15 protein-coding genes are annotated in these 18,950 nt (G+C 52.6%); 7 read left to right on the top strand and 8 right to left on the bottom strand.

The window, feature by feature from the left end; all coding sequences use genetic code 11:
- Positions 1-8: 8 nt before the first annotated feature.
- Together GFB57_RS15970 and GFB57_RS15965 are read right to left on the bottom strand one after the other, a co-directional pair.
- Complete coding sequence (locus tag GFB57_RS15970) at positions 9-1,130, bottom strand: amidohydrolase (RefSeq protein ID WP_003020146.1); 1,122 nt, start codon at positions 1,128-1,130, stop codon at positions 9-11.
- A complete protein-coding gene (locus GFB57_RS15965) occupies positions 1,130-2,128 on the bottom strand; it encodes an MsnO8 family LLM class oxidoreductase (RefSeq protein ID WP_003020149.1) in 999 nt (332 codons plus the stop codon). Before GFB57_RS15965 ends, GFB57_RS15970 begins: the two co-directional genes overlap by 1 nt.
- 507 nt (positions 2,129-2,635) lie before the next feature.
- Between GFB57_RS15965 and GFB57_RS15960 the strand changes: the two genes are divergently transcribed.
- Both GFB57_RS15960 and ansP read left to right on the top strand, forming a co-directional pair.
- Positions 2,636-4,177, top strand: a complete 1,542-nt coding sequence (locus GFB57_RS15960) for a PAS domain-containing methyl-accepting chemotaxis protein (RefSeq protein ID WP_003020152.1) — start codon at positions 2,636-2,638, stop codon at positions 4,175-4,177.
- 279 nt (positions 4,178-4,456) lie between these two features.
- Complete coding sequence (gene ansP / locus GFB57_RS15955; RefSeq protein WP_003020155.1) at positions 4,457-5,899, top strand: L-asparagine permease; 1,443 nt, start codon at positions 4,457-4,459, stop codon at positions 5,897-5,899.
- 41 nt (positions 5,900-5,940) lie between these two features.
- On the opposite strand, the gene GFB57_RS15950 is transcribed toward ansP, so the two are convergent.
- The 4 genes from GFB57_RS15950 to GFB57_RS15935 form a co-directional block, all read right to left on the bottom strand.
- On the bottom strand, positions 5,941-6,162 hold the full coding sequence (locus GFB57_RS15950; RefSeq protein WP_003020157.1) for a YgdI/YgdR family lipoprotein: 222 nt from the start codon (positions 6,160-6,162) through the stop codon (positions 5,941-5,943).
- 137 nt (positions 6,163-6,299) lie between these two features.
- Complete coding sequence (locus GFB57_RS15945; RefSeq protein ID WP_003020161.1) at positions 6,300-7,361, bottom strand: YncE family protein; 1,062 nt, start codon at positions 7,359-7,361, stop codon at positions 6,300-6,302.
- Between the two features lie 264 nt (positions 7,362-7,625).
- On the bottom strand, positions 7,626-8,660 hold the full coding sequence (locus tag GFB57_RS15940) for an NADP-dependent oxidoreductase (protein WP_003020165.1): 1,035 nt from the start codon (positions 8,658-8,660) through the stop codon (positions 7,626-7,628).
- Between the two features lie 58 nt (positions 8,661-8,718).
- Positions 8,719-9,294: an XRE family transcriptional regulator gene (locus GFB57_RS15935; protein WP_003020168.1), complete on the bottom strand. Its 576-nt coding sequence runs from the start codon at positions 9,292-9,294 to the stop codon at positions 8,719-8,721.
- A gap of 37 nt (positions 9,295-9,331) precedes the next feature.
- On the opposite strand from GFB57_RS15935, the gene mddA reads away from it, so the two are divergent.
- Positions 9,332-9,850 (top strand): L-methionine sulfoximine/L-methionine sulfone acetyltransferase, encoded by a 519-nt coding sequence (gene mddA / locus GFB57_RS15930; protein WP_003020171.1) that lies wholly within the window; start codon positions 9,332-9,334, stop codon positions 9,848-9,850.
- A complete protein-coding gene (locus tag GFB57_RS15925) occupies positions 9,847-10,296 on the top strand; it encodes a DMT family transporter (RefSeq protein WP_003020174.1) in 450 nt (149 codons plus the stop codon). Before mddA ends, GFB57_RS15925 begins: the two co-directional genes overlap by 4 nt.
- A gap of 63 nt (positions 10,297-10,359) precedes the next feature.
- On the opposite strand, the gene GFB57_RS15920 is transcribed toward GFB57_RS15925, so the two are convergent.
- Complete coding sequence (locus GFB57_RS15920; protein WP_003020183.1) at positions 10,360-10,593, bottom strand: YdcY family protein; 234 nt, start codon at positions 10,591-10,593, stop codon at positions 10,360-10,362.
- A gap of 17 nt (positions 10,594-10,610) precedes the next feature.
- On the bottom strand, positions 10,611-12,209 hold the full coding sequence (locus GFB57_RS15915; protein ID WP_003020186.1) for an ABC transporter substrate-binding protein: 1,599 nt from the start codon (positions 12,207-12,209) through the stop codon (positions 10,611-10,613).
- 282 nt (positions 12,210-12,491) lie between these two features.
- On the opposite strand from GFB57_RS15915, the gene GFB57_RS15910 reads away from it, so the two are divergent.
- Genes GFB57_RS15910 through GFB57_RS15900 form a run of 3 tightly spaced genes read left to right on the top strand, consistent with a single transcriptional unit; the run spans position 12,492 to position 18,944 of the window.
- Positions 12,492-13,799: an SrfA family protein gene (locus GFB57_RS15910; RefSeq protein WP_003020189.1), complete on the top strand. Its 1,308-nt coding sequence runs from the start codon at positions 12,492-12,494 to the stop codon at positions 13,797-13,799.
- A gap of 4 nt (positions 13,800-13,803) precedes the next feature.
- Positions 13,804-16,785 (top strand): virulence factor SrfB, encoded by a 2,982-nt coding sequence (locus tag GFB57_RS15905; protein ID WP_061548290.1) that lies wholly within the window; start codon positions 13,804-13,806, stop codon positions 16,783-16,785.
- Positions 16,782-18,944 (top strand): virulence factor SrfC family protein, encoded by a 2,163-nt coding sequence (locus GFB57_RS15900; protein WP_003020195.1) that lies wholly within the window; start codon positions 16,782-16,784, stop codon positions 18,942-18,944. Before GFB57_RS15905 ends, GFB57_RS15900 begins: the two co-directional genes overlap by 4 nt.
- Positions 18,945-18,950 lie beyond the last annotated feature (6 nt).

The raw sequence follows: 18,950 nt of genomic DNA, 5'->3' as shown, positions 1-18,950 counted from the left end.
AGGTAAACTTAAAGGTGTGCGAATGCCGTTTTTGCTAACTGCGCAAAGTAATGTGCGGCAGGTTCAATTAAACGTTCGTCTGGATTAAATCCCGGGTGATGTAATCCGTATTCACTGGCACTGCCAATACTGACAAATGCGCCTGGCGTATTTTGCAGGTAGACGGCAAAATCCTCCCCGCCCATATGCAGGTCAGCATGGTGAGTGGTGTAGCCTGACTGTTTCGCCACCGTGGTGGCGATATCGGCCCAACGCGCATCGTTCACCAACGCGGTCGGCCCCGCATGCCAGATAACGTCTATTTGTGCGCCAAAGGCATGGGCAAATCCGGCAGCGATGTCATTAACCCGTGCTTTAACCTGCTGCTGTACCTGAGTCCGGTGCGTTCTGAGCGTCCCTTCCAGCTCAACGGACTCTGGCAGTACGTTCCATGTATTTCCTCCCTGAATACGGGTCACGCTGAGTACCACCGAATCCAGCGTGTTAACGTCGCGACTGGCAACGCTTTGCAACACGGTTACCAACTGGCTGGCAAGCAGGATGGCATCTTTGCCTTCATGCGGACGCGCCGCATGTGCGCCCTTGCCATTTATACGCAGCACGAAGCGATCGACATTGGCATAGAACGCACCGCCGCGTGTGGCAAATTCGCCCACCGGCAAACCGGGCTCATTGTGCATACCAAAAATAGCCGCTACGTTTTGCAGCGCACCGGCGCGGATCAACGTTTTTGCGCCGCCGAAACTCTCTTCAGCTGGTTGAAACAAAATACGTACTCGCCCCGGTAAGGTTGTTTCCTGTTGTTTAAGCAGCAGTGCTGCACCAAGCATCACGCTGGTATGGACGTCATGCCCGCAGGCATGCATCACGCCCGGTGTGAGGGAACGAAACGGAACGTCGGCACTTTCTTCTATCGGTAGCGCATCGATATCCGCCCGCAGCGCGATGACATCTTCTCCCTTGCCGATTTCCGCGACCAGACCGGTTTTCAGCTCGAACGGCAGAATGTCGACATCCGCAGCGTGCAACCAGGCCTGAATGCGCCTGGTGGTTGCTTCCTCCTGCAGGGAAAGCTCCGGGTGCTGATGTAATTCACGACGCCAGTTGATAAGCGTTGAGCTGAGGGTCATCAGAGCACCTCCACGGCATTATGGACTTGTGCCAACAAACGCAGCGATGTCAGACGCGCGTGGCCCTCCGCCACTGGCGTGTCGATAATGAACTCATCAATACCAAATTGCGTATGCAGAGCATTCAGCTTTACCATCACCTCTTGAGCGGTGCCGTGTAACAACGCCAGTTCACGACGCGCGATTTTGCGTGGCGAACTCCCCGCCTGTACGGCGAATGCCAGGGCTTGCTCTTCGCTGGCGACTGTAACGCGTTGACCATTTTCCAGCTCAACGCCCCAGATTTGCACGTTTTCCGCCAGTTGCGCAGCGGTATCGTGACTGTCAGCCACAATCACCTGAACGGCGACTATCGTCGGGCGGTCGCTGTGGGTCTGCCAGAAGGACAAAACCTCACGTAATAACGCTTTGTCACCGTTGAGGTGCGCAGCGAAGATAAAATTCAAGTCGGATTGCGCTGCTAACTGTGCGCTTTGCACACTGGCTCCGAGTACAAATCCTTCTGGCGGTATTGGTGGGATTGGCGTCGGGAATACCGTTTCCCCGCTTTCCGTTCCGTTCAGCGCCAGCCAGCCGTTAAGCTGAGAAAGCTGATCGGCAAAACTGCCTTTTTCTTCCTGATGCAGTCCATGCTGTAACGCCTGAGTCGACAACGGTAACCCGCCAGGGGCCTTCCCTACGCCGAGGTCGACACGTCCAGGAGCCAGTGATGCCAGAAGATTGAAGTTTTCCGCCACTTTGTACGGGCTGTAATGTTGCAGCATCACGCCGCCGGAACCAACGCGGATACGCTGGGTTTGCCCGAGGATCCAGGCGATCACCAGCTCCGGCGATGGACTGGCCAGCTGTGGCGTATTATGGTGTTCCGCGATCCAGAAACGATGGTACCCCCACTCTTCCGCCAGTTGCGCCAGGCGCAACGTCCGGGAAAGCGCAGTCGCGGCAGTTTCACCTTCCCCGATGGGGCTTTTATCCAGAACACTCAGGCGATATGACATGTTACGAGCCTATGTTTGTTAACATGTCTTTATTATTAATTTATCAAATAGCCATACTGAAACATTTAATTCACATTTACTCAGCTAAAAAGTAGATAACAAACCCTACCGCAGCCAGGGTTAAAATTTGGATCGCCCAGTACCGCTAAACTGAAAAACACCAGCAATTAATGGCCTACAAAATATAATAGGGTCGTTGATATCACGGTAATAACATCAAAATCATTTCATGCCATTTTTCTTTTTACGAAAAGGTTTTTTAACGCAATTTACGTTAAGTCAGTTTAAACGACTTGTAACGTTATGCGCTTGTATTAATTGTTTCACTTTTATGACGTGGGATGAATGATTTACATGGAAATTTTTATTTTAACTACTTCCACAGAAATGATGATTAGTAGAGAATGCAACGTTTCTTATTAAAACGGTTTAAAACAGATTTCTAATATCCCCCGATTTCATTGCGGGGATTTTTGTATGGATTATACATAGCATCATGGGACCTCTATGAAAAGTAACATGCCCGTTACACAAATTGAGCACGCACTTAACGATAAAACGACGCTGCTTTCTACGACGGATAAAGAAAGTCATATTACCTACGCCAACTCCGCATTTATTGATGCCAGCGGATTTAACGAACAGCAATTAATGGGCGAACCGCATAATATTATTCGCCATCCTGATATGCCTCCCGCGGCGTTCGCCGATATGTGGTACACGCTACAGCAGGGAGACAGCTGGACGGGAATGGTGAAAAACCGTCGGCAGAATGGCGACCATTACTGGGTTCGCGCCAACGTTACACCGGTCTGGCACAATGAAAAGCTCACTGGCTACATTTCAGTGCGTACCGTTCCTTCGCGCGATGAAATAACTCAAAGCGAAAGTTTATATCAAAAAATTAATAGCCAGCAGTTTAAAGGGTTTCGACTTTTTAAAGGCATTATCATTCGCCGCGGCATATTGTCATGGGCATCAATGTTTAAATGGCTGAGCATTAGCCAGCGCGTCAATTATTCTTTAGGGGTAATCGCCCTGCTCGCTGTGCTATTTCTTTTTGCTCCTGTTAATCCATTTATTCAGGCGGGAGGGTTGCTGTTCTTATTTCTGATGTTTGCTATTTACCTTAAGTATCAAATTTGTCAGCCAGTTAATACGCTACTGACGCAAATGAAGAAAGTGGTATCCGGGAGAAAACCTGATAACTGTCATTTAAATCGGGTGGATGAGATCGGAATGCTGATGCGTCTGGTTAATCAGTCCGGGCTTAATCTGAATTCACTGGTCGATGATGTCAGTACGCAAATATCCGGTATTCGCGCTATCAGTCAGCGAGTATCAAAAGAAGGTACGGCGCTGCATAAGCGTTCCGAAGAAACCTCCGCCGACCTGCAACAAACCGCTGCCGCCATTGAAGAAATTGGTAGCGCGGTACAGCAAACTGCTGAGACTGCGGCACATACTATGACCATGGCCGATAAAACCAGCGCCAATGCGGCAGAAGGCGGCGATATCATGAAACAAACTATCGCCATGATGCAGGCGATATCGCGTGACAACGGGCAGATCGTCGACATCATCGGCGTCATTGATAGTATCGCCTTTCAGACCAATATTCTGGCGCTCAATGCCGCGGTCGAGGCCGCGCGAGCCGGAGAGTCAGGACGCGGTTTCGCCGTTGTGGCGGCAGAGGTCCGTAATCTGGCACAGCACTCAGCGTCTGCAGCAAAAGAGATCAAACAGTTGATTGAGAAGAACGTCGCCAACGTGAATAGCGGCGTCAAAATGGTAGAACAAACGGAGACGCATCTTACCGGGATGATTGGCGATGTCCTGCAGATGTCGATGATGATCAAAGATATTAGTCTGGCGACGCGTGAGCAAACCCTGGCGCTGGATCTGATTAACGATTCGATTTCACGCGTTGGCACCATGACACACAATAATGCCGAGATGGTGGAACGTGTCACCGATGCTACCGCCGATCTGACTCAACGTTCATCGCGCTTACAGCAGGCCGTTCAGGTCTTTGGCGTATCAGCATAACCTTACGGCGCTTATCGGGTGAATGTCTCGATAAGCGCACTCCTCTCCAGATATTTACGCCCTTTTCTTTTATTGGCTGAATCGAGGCCACACCGCGCCAGTGCAGGCTGTACAAAAATGCTGAATTCTTGTTATCGGGGCTTTGCGGAACCGAACAATTGAATGTAGGATGCTCGGCCGGCAGTTTTCCCCCGTAACACAATGAAGGGTAAGGCTGTTTTCGCCGCAGCAGGTGCGGCAAAAAGGATTTGTATTTTTGTCTGGTCAACAGGAAAAGTAATGAACACAAACAACACGCAAGCCGCGGAACAACATGCGGCGAAACGACGCTGGTTGAATGCCCACGAAGAGGGGTATCACAAAGCGATGGGAAATCGACAGGTACAGATGATCGCCATTGGCGGCGCAATTGGTACCGGGTTGTTTTTAGGGGCTGGCGCACGCTTGCAGATGGCTGGTCCTGCTTTGGCGCTGGTTTATTTGGTGTGCGGTATTTTTTCGTTCTTTATACTGCGCGCGCTTGGCGAACTGGTTTTACATCGCCCTTCCAGCGGCAGCTTTGTCTCCTATGCCCGTGAATTTTTAGGTGAGAAAGCCGCCTATGTGGCTGGCTGGATGTACTTTATCAACTGGGCGATGACCGGCATTGTCGATATCACCGCGGTGGCGTTGTATATGCATTACTGGGGCGCATTTGGTGATGTACCGCAGTGGGTATTCGCCCTCGGCGCGCTGGCCATTGTCGGCACCATGAACATGATCGGCGTGAAGTGGTTCGCGGAGATGGAGTTTTGGTTTGCACTGGTCAAAGTGTTGGCGATTGTGATTTTCCTGGTGGTGGGTACCGTCTTTTTAGGCACTGGAAAGCCATTGGATGGTAACGCCACGGGTTTTCACCTGATCACCGACAACGGTGGATTCTTCCCACATGGCTTGCTGCCGGCGCTGGTACTGGTTCAGGGGGTGGTTTTCGCGTTTGCCTCCATTGAACTGGTGGGCACCGCTGCTGGAGAATGCAAAGATCCACAAACCATGGTGCCGAAAGCGATCAATAGCGTTATCTGGCGTATTGGTCTGTTCTATGTGGGTTCTGTCGTGCTGCTGGTTCTGTTACTGCCGTGGAATGCCTATCAGGCAGGGCAAAGCCCGTTTGTTACCTTCTTCTCCAAACTGGGCGTGCCGTATATCGGCAGTATCATGAATATCGTGGTGCTCACCGCGGCGCTTTCCAGCCTTAACTCTGGGCTGTACTGTACCGGACGTATTTTACGTTCCATGTCGATGGGCGGATCGGCGCCGAAATTCATGGCTAAAATGAGCCGCCAACAGGTACCCTGGGCGGGGATCCTCGCCACGCTGGTCGTCTATGTCGTCGGGGTATTTCTTAACTATCTGGTGCCGTCGCAGGTGTTTGAGATCGTGTTGAACTTCGCGTCGTTGGGCATTATTGCGTCGTGGGGCTTTATCATGGTCTGTCAGATGCGTCTGCGCCGGGCCATAAAAGAAGGTAAAACGGCAGACGTTAGCTTTAAACTGCCGGGCGCTCCGTTTACCTCGTGGCTAACCCTGGTGTTCCTGCTGAGCGTGCTGGTGTTGATGGCGTTTGACTATCCAAACGGCACCTACACTATCGCATCATTACCGTTGATTGCCATCCTGCTGGTTGCAGGCTGGTTCGGCGTGCGTCAACGCGTCGCGGAAATCCACCGCACCGCGCCGTAATGGCTGAAGGCCTGACAGGTTAACCCTTCAGGCCCTCTTTTTTAGTTCGCTTCAATCAACTGCGCTACATCGTTGCTGTTAATTTCCCGCGCGTTTCCATCCTGATCGGTATAGCTGGTCATTCCCGTATCTTTATCCAGTTTTGGCTTACCCTGGGTGGTAATGGTTTGTCCGCTTTTGGTCGTCATGACGTAATCAGTGGTGCATCCTGCCAGGGTAAACAGCATTACGCCTGCACAAAGACAGATAAATGGCTTTTTCATGGTATTCCCGTGTTATTCAGTTAGCCGTTGAGGGCGTAGTGTAAGTCCCTGAAGTGGGTCGGGCTACTGGCGGGGTGTAACGAGGCGTATCGTGGGGTTTAGAGAAATGACAGGAGGGGTTTCCCCCTCCTGATTTTTTACAGCGCAATACGAATAACATCGTCCGGCTGGGTAGCTTCCTGCTCGCGGGTAGATTTCTGTTTCACGCTGACGTACAGGGTTTTACCATCGGCAGAGAGCGCCAGGCTATTCGGGAATGTTGGGGTCTCGAATGTTTTGACGACTTTATAGCTTTTCGCGTCGATCACACTCACTTTACCGGCCTGGCGATGAGTCACGTAGGCTTCATTACGCGTCGGGTTGAACAGCACGGCAAGGGATTCCGGCGCGGCGACTTTTGCCAGTACGTTGCCATTACGGGTGTCGATTACCAGCACTTCCGCCGCTTTAGAGTCGGTGACAAATGCACGGTTGCCCGCTGTGTCCAGGCTCAGGTTGATAAAGAAATGCTCTTTCCCATCATCCAGTAGTTTTTTGCGGCTGAGAATTTTGTTGGTGGTGGTATCGATGGTAATGAATTCACCGTCCGCATTGGCGGTGTACAGGCGCTTAGCCTTGCTGTCGACAGCCAGAGCGGTGCTCATTTTGCCGGTATTTTGGATGGTGTCCTTCAGTTTAATGGCGTCGCCGTCCACCACCCAAATCACGCTCTCTTTACCAATACCGCTAATGTATACCGTGTTAGTGGCGTCATCTGCGGCCAGCTCACGCGGCTGCAGCGGGCGAACATCTTCAGAACGCTTACGCGCATCCAGCACCAGACGTCCTTTCACCGCGCCCGTTTTAGCATCCATCGCCGTTACCGCGCTATTTACCGTGTTGCCGAACCACAGCGTTTGCGTGGCGTTATTGATGGTGGCACCAAACGGTTTGAGATCGTTATGAATCACCTGAGTCACTTCGAGGGTGACCGGGTCAAGGCGGTAAACCACCCCGCCGGTATCCAGTTTGCGGCTCTGTGAGGTCGCCAGCCACAGCGCGTTTTCTTGTTGGCTGTACGCCATTTCATAAGCGCCTTTACCGACGGCTTTGCGCAGCAGTTCTTCTGCAGCCTGCGTAGTAAAAGATGATGCAACGAGCAGTGAACCTAACAGTAAAGAACCACGCAGACGCGGTGAAAACAGATGACGTAAAGACATGACGACTCCCTTTGATAAATTCGTTTGTTACTGCTTCACATAGCTTCAATGAGCAAAATCATGGTTTTGCCTTTTTAAGAATGAGAATAGTAATCATTATTTATCTCAATGTGGAGTATTTATTCGCTTTCGGGTTGTAACCTTCTCATTTTCTCCATGAATAATCGCTTTTCATCCAGATAACGTCATTGGCATTTTACCAGGCCTACATTTCGTACGAAGCAGGCCTGGTTACAGACATTCACAGTCTTCCGCTCTTACGCATCAATCCTCAGCAAGACGAATAACTACCTTGCCGAAGTTTTTGCCGGTCAGCAGACCGATAAAGGTTTGTGGCGCATTTTCCAGACCGTCGGTCACCTGCTCGCGGTAGTGGATTTTGTCCTCATTAAGCCAGCGCCCCATCTCCCGCTGAAACTCCTGAATGCGGTGACCATAATCCTGACCAATGATAAAACCCTGCATCCGGATACGCTTTTTCAGCAGCGTTGCCATTAACAGCGGTAATCTGTCAGGTCCGGCCGGAAGAGACGTTGCGTTATAACCACTGACCAGGCCACAAAGCGGAATCCGCGCTGAAGTATTGAGCAATGGCAGAACGGCATCAAATACTTTTCCGCCGACGTTTTCATAATAAATATCAATTCCTTGCGGGCAAGCTTTTGCCAGTTGTTGCGCAAAATCTTGTGCGTGGTGATCGAGGCAAACATCAAAGCCCAGCACCTCTGTGGCATGTCGGCATTTCTCTGCCCCACCTGCCACACCGATTACCCGGCAGCCTTTAAGCTTACCGATCTGCCCAACCGTTGCGCCAACCGGCCCGGTTGCGGCGGCTACCACCAGCGTTTCTCCCGCTTTCGGCTGACCGATATCCAGCAGACCCATATAAGCGGTAAACCCCGGCATACCCATAACACCCAGCGCCCAGGAGGGATGTTCGGGATGAGCGCCAAGCTTCACCAGTCCGTTACCGTCGGAGATGTCATAGTCCTGCCAACCGCTGTAGCTCAATACCCATTCGCCTGGCTGGTAGTCCGGATGGCGGGATGACACCACGCGACTTACGGTACCACCCACCATAACACCACCAATCTCTACTGGTGGTGAGTAAGATGGCTCATCGCTCATGCGGCCACGCATGTAGGGATCGAGGGAAAGATAAACAGTGCGCAGCAAAACCTGGCCTTCGCCCGGGGATGCCACCTCATCTTCTTCAAGACGGAAGTTCTCTGGGACTGGCGCGCCATGTGGACGGGAAGCCAGTACCCAGCGACGGTTACGATTAGTCTGTTGACCCATGATGTGCTCCTCTGCTTTTGGCATGAATCCATCAATAGTAGCAGTCTGTGCCTGCTATTTAGCTGACGACGTGGTTTAACCGCACAACCAGGTAAACGCAGGGTTTCGCGGTTTCATTGATAAACCGACAGTCATTCGGCGGGCCAAGTTCCAGGCAATCACCTGCCTGCATTTCATGGCGTATGTCCCCTTCCACAAAGACTAATTCCCCCTGCTGTAACCAGATAAGTTGTCTGGCCTGCACATAGGAAGAAGCTGGCATCGGGATATCACTTCCGGCGGGTAATTCAATCTGCACCAGATCGATAGGTAGATCGCTGCGCGGTGAAACATGGCGGCGCAGATAGTGGCTTTGCGGATCGTGCCAGACGGGCTGGTCAGCGAAGCGCAGCAGCTTGCCCTCCTGCATTTCAGCCCGCGCAATCAGGGTAGACATGCTGATGCCAAACGCACCGGAAAGTCTACCCAGCAGCGTAGCCGTTGGACTACTCTCGCCGCGTTCTATTTTATGGATCATGGCCCGCGACACGCCCGCGCGCTCGGCAAGTTCCGTGAGTGACCAACCGCGAGATTCCCGCTCAATGCGAATTCTTGCACTGATCCGTTGATTTATACTGTCTTCAATAGTATTCATATTGTAATACTATAGTGAACAAGCCCTGAGGTTCAACATGTCAATTCGATTTGCCAGCAAAGAAGACTGCGCCGCCATTGCAGAAATCTACAACCATGCGGTACTGCATACGGCGGCTATCTGGAATGATCAAACGGTCGATGCCGAAAACCGTATTTCCTGGTATGAATCCCGACAATTGATGGGGTATCCGGTACTGGTGAGTGAAGAGAATGGCGTGGTTACGGGATACGCCTCCTTTGGCGACTGGCGTAACTTTGATGGCTTCCGTCATACCGTTGAACATTCGGTGTATGTCCATCCAGAACATCAGGGAAAAGGACTCGGACGAGCACTACTCAGCAGACTGATAGACGAAGCCCGCGCATGCGGCAAGCATGTAATGGTGGCAGGGATTGAGTCTCAGAATCAGGCATCACTGCATCTGCACAGCTTGCTGGGCTTTAAAACCACCGCGCAAATGCCACAGGTTGGAACCAAATTTGGGCGGTGGCTGGATCTGACTTTCATGCAGTTGCAGTTAGACGATCGTCGTGAACCGGATGCCGGCAGATGAACCAGACGCTGACCCTCTTCTTTCTGATTGCGGCGGGTATTGGTCTGGTGGTGCAAAATACCTTGATGGTACGCATTACGCAGACGTCCTCGACGATCCTTATCGCCATGTTACTTAACTCGCTGGTCGGGATCGTGCTGTTTGTCAGCATATTGTGGTTTAAGCAAGGTTTAGCAGGGTTTGGTGAATTGGTTTCCAGCATACGCTGGTGGACACTCATCCCCGGCTTGTTGGGATCGTTCTTTGTTTTCGCCAGCATCAGCGGATATCAAAATGTAGGCGCTGCCACGACGATTGCGGTGCTGGTCGCCAGCCAGTTAATCGGCGGGCTGGTGCTGGATATTCTGCGCAGTCACGGCGTGCCGCTGCGGGCGCTGGTGGGGCCGGTCTGTGGTGCGGTACTGCTGGTAGTCGGGGCATGGCTGGTGGCGAGACGTTCGTTTTAATTGCCTGATAGCACTTCGTTTATCAGGCCTACAGAACGTTCCTGTTGGCCTGATAAGGGAAAATCAGAGGATTGTGCCACCTTTGGTCAACTGTTCGCGACGGGCTTCCATATCTTCTTTATGCTGACGGCCATGATGCGCGATAGCCGTACGCAAACGCTGTTGCTGGGTATAGCGGTCTTCCCGGCTCAACGCGACATCATCGCTGAGCTCAATCAGCAATTCATTCATATGCGTAATGACGCTCTCCTCAATGGCGGCATCAACACGTGCGCTGACCTCATCCAGATGCGACATAACCTCTCCTTAACTCATTAATTTAATTTTGCTTTTGAAAAATCACTGCCCATCAGGCTAACGCTGTATCCGCTGACGTTGCTACGCGTAGCGTAGAACGTTTTACCGTTTGCCAGGGCTATCCAAGGAGCCTGGTGGTAGAAAATCTCTTGTGACTGCTGGTAAAGCGCGGCGCGCTCTTCCGGTTTGCTCACCAGTTTCGCCTTTTCAACCAGCGAATTATACTCTTTATCGCACCAGCGCGCGGCGTTAGATCCGGTTTTTATGCTGTCGCAGCCCAGCAGCACATCGGCGAAGTTATCCGGATCGCCGTTGTCTGACATCCAACCAAACAACGCGGTGTCGTGCTCACCTTTACGCATTCCGGAGAGATATTCACCCCACTCGTACGATACAATCTTCGCCTTCACGCCCACCTTTGCCCAGTCGCTCTGGATCATCTCGGCAATCCGTCGGGAGTTCGGGTTGTATGGGCGCTGGACCGGCATTGACCACAGCGTCGCTTCAAAGCCATTTTCCAGCCCAGCCTGCTTCAGCAGGTCTTTCGCTTTTTGCGGGTCGTAAGCGTAATCCTGCAGATCTTTATTGAACCCCATCATATTCGGTGGAATCGGCGATTTTGCCACCGTACCGGAACCTAAGAAGACGGCGTTAATAATGGCCTTTTTATCGGTCGCGTAGTTTAGCGCCTGACGCACCAGTACGTTATCAAACGGTTTTTTCTCGGTATTAAATGCCAGATACCCGACGTTCAGCGCGTCAACCGAATGCAGCGTCAAATCCTTATTCTTTTTAATCTCGTCAAACTGTACGGGCGCAGGTGCTGGGATTATTTGGCATTCATTGGTTTGCAGTTTTGCCAGCCGCGTCTGGACGTTTGGCGTGATTGAGAAGATCAGGTGTTTCGTTGGAACGGCGCCATCCCAGTAGTTAGGGTTGGCAAGATAGCGGATTTGCGAGTCCTGCTTGTACTGCTGCAGCACGTAAGGCCCGGTGCCAATCGGCCAGTTGTCGACATTTTCCGGCGTACCTTTTTTCAGCATCGCGTCGGCATATTCCGCAGAGAGAATCGAGGCAAAATCCATTCCCCAGTCGGCAAGAAACGCAGCGTTAGGTTCATTCAGGACAAACTGAACGTGATAATCATCGAGCTTCTTCACTTCTTTAATCAGTTTATCCAGACCGACATCGTTAAAGTATTCATAGCTTCCCTGAGAAACCTTGTGATACGGATGATCGGCATCTTTCTGCCGTAATACCGAGAAAATCACGTCGTCAGCGTTGAAGTCGCGGGTCGGTTTAAAGAATTTATTACTGTTGAATTTCACGCCTTGACGCAGGGTAAAGGTGTAAGTCTTACCGTCAGGAGAAATCGTCCAGTCCGTTGCCAGAGATGGTACCGGGGTATTCTTTACCGGATCAAAGTTGATGAGTCGGTTGTAGAGCACTTGTGAACTGGCCACAAATGAGGGACCGGAACTGGCAATTTGCGGGTTAAATGACTCCGGCGATGCTTCCGAGCAATAGATGATGGTGTCAGTATTGGCCGCGAACGCAACGCCTGACTGTATGACGGTGCTGATAGCCAGCGCGAGTAACGTTTTCCTTGCAATCATGGTTATAAGCCTTCTTATTTTATTATTAACCGAGATATCAGAGCATAGCTGACAAAAACTGACCAATAACAAATCACTATCAGGTTATTCTAATCAGGTGTATTTCGCTGAATAATTCATCACCCTAAGCGAATTAATTTCCCTTAAGTCTTTTTCAAAACGTCAAGATTTTTCCCGGCACTCTATGCCATGAAAATTAGCCCCTTTTTGCCTCTCTTTCTCCGTTTGCTCGTTTTTATAAAACGTAAAGTAGATACGTGAAGAAGTCTAAGGGGTAACAACGTGGCAAAAACTCTCTTGCGCAGCGGCAATTTGGATGACTATCAGGCCGTGGGCGGCGGTGGTCAGGCCGTGTTTGATTCAGCATTGCAAATTCGTGAAACGCTTCGTCTGCGTAAACAGCAGGCGATGGTGGATTGTTTGGCGATCCCACAAATTAACGACAACGGCGATCGGGTTGACTGGTATTCCCCGATAGAAGGGAAAGCCGTGGCGTGGAAAGCCGCTGATGAAGAAGCACGTTTTCGTGCGCTGCGCTATCTGGGGAGCACGCTGGAAAATGCGGCGGCTCTGAGCCGTAAAAGCCTGCAGTCGGGAAAAACCTCCCTACAGCTGTTTGGCTCTCTGCTCGAAAAAGCCATCCAGTTTCCCGGTGAAAACCACGTGTTTCTGGTTGATGGCAAACCCGTTATTACGTTCTGGGGCTTCGTCAATCTGAATGAAAATCCCCGCGACGATGTGCTCGATTGCCTGCGACTTGCCGATATTCCTCCTGTCGTTACCGTAGCAGAGCCGGAACAGGAAGAAGAAATCCCCCCGGAAATCACCTTCGCCGAGGCTGATGCGCCTTTATTGACGCCAGTCGTCGAGCTGGCTAAACCGGCTGAACCCGAACCACAGCCACCGGTTATAGTTAACGAACCGGAGGTTACACCGCCGCTGGCACAAGAGAAACCTGCGCGCCGCCTGCCGCTGTGGAGCCTGCCCGTTGCCGCAGTCATCATTGCCGCCATCGTTGGGCCGCTGCTGTGGAAACAACAGACCACCCAGCCCGTACCCGCAGCCGCCGCTGTTGAAGTCGCTAAGATTGATATGGCACCGCTGCCAGCACTGGCATCTGCTCTGCCTTTGCATCGTGCTGAAGTGACTCCAGCTGCGAAGAAAGAGAAACCTGTAGAAGGACCGGTGGTGATCGCCGCGATTCCAAAAGATGCGCTGGTGATGGATGCCAATCAGATGAAGGCAGGAACGACGCGCTTCCTCAATGGTAACTGGCGCGTCATGGTCGATGTTAAAGATCCGGTGAGCGGCAAAGCGCCGTCGCTGCGCTATCAGATCCAGGCCAATAAAGGCACTGCTCGCGTGGTTCATGGTGACAATATTGTTTGTCGTGCCGAGATTTTCTCCGGTTTGCACCAGTCGGGTGAATTAATGATTAAGAGTCGCGGCAATGCCCGTTGTACAGACGGGTCACGTTATCCGATGCCTGAAATTACCTGCAAAGCGGGAACCAACGACGTCGCCGCCTGTACCGCGCGTTATGACGATCACGCGGAAATCCCTCTGACAATCAAAAAGATAGGTGCCTGATTCTATGTTGGTGAATCTGTGTGATTACAAGCAGAGCGTGACGCTCATCGCCAATAGCGGTGTTCAATTCCTGGATTTTGGCCTGACGCCGCAGGAATCTGCGCACCATGGCCGCTTTGTGCGCAAAACGGCAAACGGTCCCCTGCTACGGCTGGATTTCGATCTGGCAACGGGTCGCTATACCTTGCCTGGCAGCACTGGCGGTCAGCCCGAAGTGGTGAAGCCGGAAAGTACCCAGACGCTGCATTATTCGCTGGATGTCCTCGACGGTGTCTGGCTGCCGCTGCCGTTTCTGCGCTTTAACCCACCGCGCACGTTTGTTGAAGGCCCGGATAACTGGGCGCGCGTGCAGGTACGAAAACTGGCGCAACCCGACAGCGCGGGCAACACCCACCGCGTTACCGTGGCGCTGGATAGCCAGCTCACTGAAAATGCCCCTGCAGCGTTAACGCCTAATGAAAACGACCTGCTCAACGGGACACGATTCGCGCTGGCCTGGCATGACAGTGAAATTGCTGATTTCCTTGACCAGACCTGGATTGACGGCTGGTTGCGCGAATCTTTTATGCACCATGTCACCCAACATGAGAATCGCTCAGAACAAGAGATCCAGCTGGCGCTGCGTAACTTTGAATACCAGGCGCACTGGCTGAATGTGCTGACTCTGTTAGGCGAGCAGCTTTCTGTCCCGGAAGTGAAACTGGTTACGCATACCCTTAGCACACCCGCTATTCCCGTCGATCTTATTTTAGATATCGGTAATACCCATACCTGTGGCGTCCTGATTGAAGATCACGGGGATGCCAATGACGGGCTGCGTCAGACCGCTGAATTGCAGGTCCGTTCGTTAAGCGAGCCGCAGTTCCTCAACGATCCGCTGTTCACCAGTCGGCTGGAGTTTTCCGAAGCGCGCTTTGGTAAGCAGCATTTTTCCGTTGAGAGCGGACGTGATGACGCCTTTATCTGGCCGTCGATTGTGCGTGTGGGTGATGAAGCCCGTAAGCTGGCAATGCAGCGTATGGGCACCGAGGGCAATAGTGGGATCTCCAGCCCGCGCCGTTATCTGTGGGATGAAACGCCGGTGTTACATGACTGGCGCTTTAGCCAGATGAATGGAAAAACCCAGCGCGAACCGCTGGCTACCGCCTTCCCACTGATGAACCTGATGAACGATGACGGGCAACCGCTGTTCAGCCTGCCGCAGGACGATCGTCTGCCGGTATTCTCACCGCAATACAGCCGCAGTACGCTGATGACGCATATGTTATGCGAAATACTGGCCCAGGCGCTGGGGCAAATTAACAGCGTAGCGACGCGTTTGCGCCTCGGATTCCCGGCATCTCCTCGTCAGTTACGGACGCTGATCCTGACCCTACCGTCGGCGATGCCCAAACAGGAACGCGAGATTTTCCGCCTGCGCATGTTTGAAGCTATTGCCCTGGTCTGGAAAGCAATGGGCTGGCACCCGCAGGATGAAGACTTCACTACCCGTAAACAGCAGGAAAAGAGTGTGGTTCCCGTACCTGAAATTCAGATGGAATGGGATGAAGCCAGCTGCGGGCAACTGGTGTGGCTGTATAACGAGGCTATCTCTCACTACGATGGCCACACCGAATCATTCTTTAACGCCCTTGCCCGCCCGGACCGTTTGCCGGAACCCGGTGAGACTAAAGGCCGGGCGCTGCGCGTGGCATCGATCGACATTGGCGGCGGGACAACGGATATGGCCGTCGTCCATTATCAGCTTGATGACGGCGTCGGCGCGAACGTTAAAATTACTCCGCATTTGCTGTTCCGTGAGGGTTTTAAGGTGGCAGGCGATGACATGCTTCTGGACGTGATTCAGCGTTGCGTGTTGCCTGCGCTGCAAACCCGCTTACAACAAGCTGGCGTGACCGATGCCGCTGCATTACTGGCCACGCTGTTTGGCGATTCCGGTCGCATCGATACCCAGGCGATTTTGCGTCAACAAACGGCATTGCAGCTCTTTATGCCGCTCGGTCATGCGGTACTCAGTGCCTGGGAACAAAGCGATATTAACGATCCGGTCGCTGGTCTGCATGCCACATTCGGAGAACTCCTGAGCCAACGACCAACGCGCAACGTGATGAACTACATCCAGCAGGCTATCGACCATGCGTTGCCAGCAGGTTCGCCAGCGTTTGATGTTCTGAGCGTGCCGTTGCAGGTACAGTTCAGGCAGTTACAAGAAGCTCTGTTAGCGGGGCAATTTACCCTGACTTCCCCGCTGCACGCGGTTTGTGAGGCTATTTCACATTATCGCTGCGATATTTTATTAGTGACCGGCAGGCCCGCCTGTTTACCGGGCGTGCAGGCGTTGATCCGCCATCTGCAACCTGTTCCGGTTAACCGTATGATCTGGATGGATAACTACCGCGTGCATGAGTGGTATCCGTTCAGCCAACAAGGGCGGATTGGTAATCCCAAATCCACCGCGGCAGTCGGCGCCATGCTGTGTAGCCTGGCGCTGGATTTGCGTTTGCCGCGTTTTAACTTTAAAGCTGCCGATATCGGCGCTTACTCGACCGTACGTTATCTTGGCGTACTGGATAACACGGTCAATACACTGCGCGATGAGAACATCTGGTATCACGATATTGATCTGGATAAACCAGGTGCGAAGCTGGATGCCCGGTTGCACTTCCCGTTACGTGGCAACGTGACGTTAGGATTCCGGCAACTGGCAAACAGCCGCTGGCCTGCCACGCCGCTGTATACGCTCAGCATAAATTCCGCCGAACTGGCAAAAACCATCGCCGGAGATGGCGTGTTGAATGTACGGCTGCAGCTACGCGGCGGCAGCAAAGAAAGTGGCCCAGAATTCTTCGTCCTGAGCGATGCCTGGTTACAGGATGGCACCCCCGTTGCCGCCAATGCCTTAACGTTAAAACTGAATACGCTGGCAGACCGTCGCCATAGCGGAAGCCATTACTGGATTGATAGCGGGAGCGTGTACCTGAAATGAGTAAGATGTTAAATACCGCGCAGGCCGCCATCGAGTGGGTGGTAGATACCCGTCAACGTGCGGCGCGTCTTGATGATGAAGCGGATGCCCTGCTGGCACAGCTTACGCTAGCCGCAGTGAGTGAATCTGCGCTAGAGACAACCTTTTCATCGCAAGGATGTATAGGGTTATACGGACATTCACAATCGGCAAAAGCACATCTGCTTGCGGCATTGTGCAGCAATGCCACTGGCAAAGTGAATATTGTTACCCCGGATCGCAGCTTTGATTATTTCTCGCATATTAATCCTGGCCATGCGCCAACCAATATGGCGATCCGCTTTACGCGCGATGAAAATCCGCATGATAGCGAATGGCCGTTGCGTCTGCGGTTACTCAGTGAAGCGGAACTGGTACAGCTATTTATCGCCCAGTTCAGCGCGCTCCCGGATAACCGGCAGGTCGAGAAATCGATTATTGAGGCGCGCCTGGAAAAATGGCAAACGCTGCGTCAGCGTCACCCTGTGCCGGGCATTACCGCACATGATGTTGCGGCAATCGGTCGTTTCTGGCGCTCCTGCGTACCGGCAAACCAGCAGCAAATTGACGATGCGCTATGGCACCAGTTTGCCACGTTGCTGCCCGCACTGGATCTGACTACCCGGGCAAACGCTTGGGCACTACTGTGGGGAGAACAACCAGAGCTGACGCAGCAGTGGCTGACGCTGGCGCACACGTTGCAACAAACTGGACACGCGCAAGAATTAGCGGCCCCGCTGAGTCTGCTGGTTGATCATTTTGGTTTACCTGCCGAAAGTTTCCTGACCCAGGTGGCATTAACCGGCAATAATGAGGCGCAAAGCGATGTGGTGGTTCATCCGATTGAAAATCATCAGTTGCTCAATGCAGTCAGCCTTTCTTTGTCGTCACTGGCGCTGCTCACGCGCGAACTGGTCCTGACGGTTGAAGATGCGGTGCTGGAGAATGTCGATCTGCTCGATATTCCCCTCGCCCCGGATACTCACCCGCATCCACTGTGGCAGGCAAAATTAGGCTGGATGCTGGAACATTACCGCCAACACCTGCAACCGGATGTGCTCTTAATCTGCAACGCTGTCTCTACCCGCGCCCAGACGCCCGCCATCACCCGCAAGCTATTGGGCTGGGTTAACGATACTCAACCCATCCACGATGCCGCATTGCCAGGCGTGGTCTGGGCCATTACCCCGCAGGATGCGCGTTTTAGTACCCAACAAAATCTTGATGAATCCGTGCAGCAATTAATGGGCAAACCCGGACTGCACTGGGGCACGCTGCAGGCGCTCGATAAACATAGCTTACAACGCCTCGTCGAATGGCTGACTCAGGCAACCTCACCACAGCAGCGCCAGGCCAGGCTGACCTCCCTGCGTGAACAGCACCAGCAGCGCGTACGCGAAACCCTAATCGGCTGGATTAATCCCGTTGAGACCGAATCAGCAAGCAATGAGTCAGTGATCCGCCAGCTACAAGCTCAGGCGGCAAAGCATGGCGAACTGCTGGATGGTTTGCTCCCGCCGATGCGCATTTTTGAATCGCTGCTGCGTATTCAGCAACCGCGCGAGGAGCAGGTAAGTGGTTTATTTAATGAAGAGATTGACCTGTTTGCCGAGGTGCGTGACACAATGCACTCACTGGAAAGCCAGGAGACCGGATATCAGGCACACAAAATGTGGATTAACCACGTGCGCCAGTGGTGTCGCGATGAAAGTAATGCCCGCCGTTTACGACTCGATCCCCGTACGTTAAGACAGGTTGCCGACATCCTCGTCACCACCAGCTATCGCCTGGAGATGCCGCAGCGCTTACAGCGCATTATGCAGCGCGAAAACGTCTGTGCCGCGCAGCTATACGCCGATATCGGTGATTTTATTACCTGGCTTGGATTTGCCGACGTTGCTGAGGATCAGCGCCCTGCCAGCAGGATCCAGAAAGGATCGGCTATTTTTAGCGCGCCGAAGCAACAGCCGATGTTACGCCTGACGAAGTTGGATGAACAACCTTCGCACGGCGCAAGCCGCTACGTATACGACTGGCTGGTCGCTTTGTATACCCGTGCGAATGAGAACGTGGGGTATCAGCATCCACAGGATGTCAGCGAAGTCGACAAAAAGCGATTAGATGCCCTGCTTTCCGCCTGAAGCGGC

The organism is Citrobacter sp. S39 (genome assembly GCF_009495675.1).
Classification (GTDB): domain Bacteria; phylum Pseudomonadota; class Gammaproteobacteria; order Enterobacterales; family Enterobacteriaceae; genus Citrobacter; species Citrobacter freundii.
The sequence above is the reverse complement of the archived record's forward strand: the minus strand, read 5'-3'. Positions and strand labels throughout refer to the sequence as shown.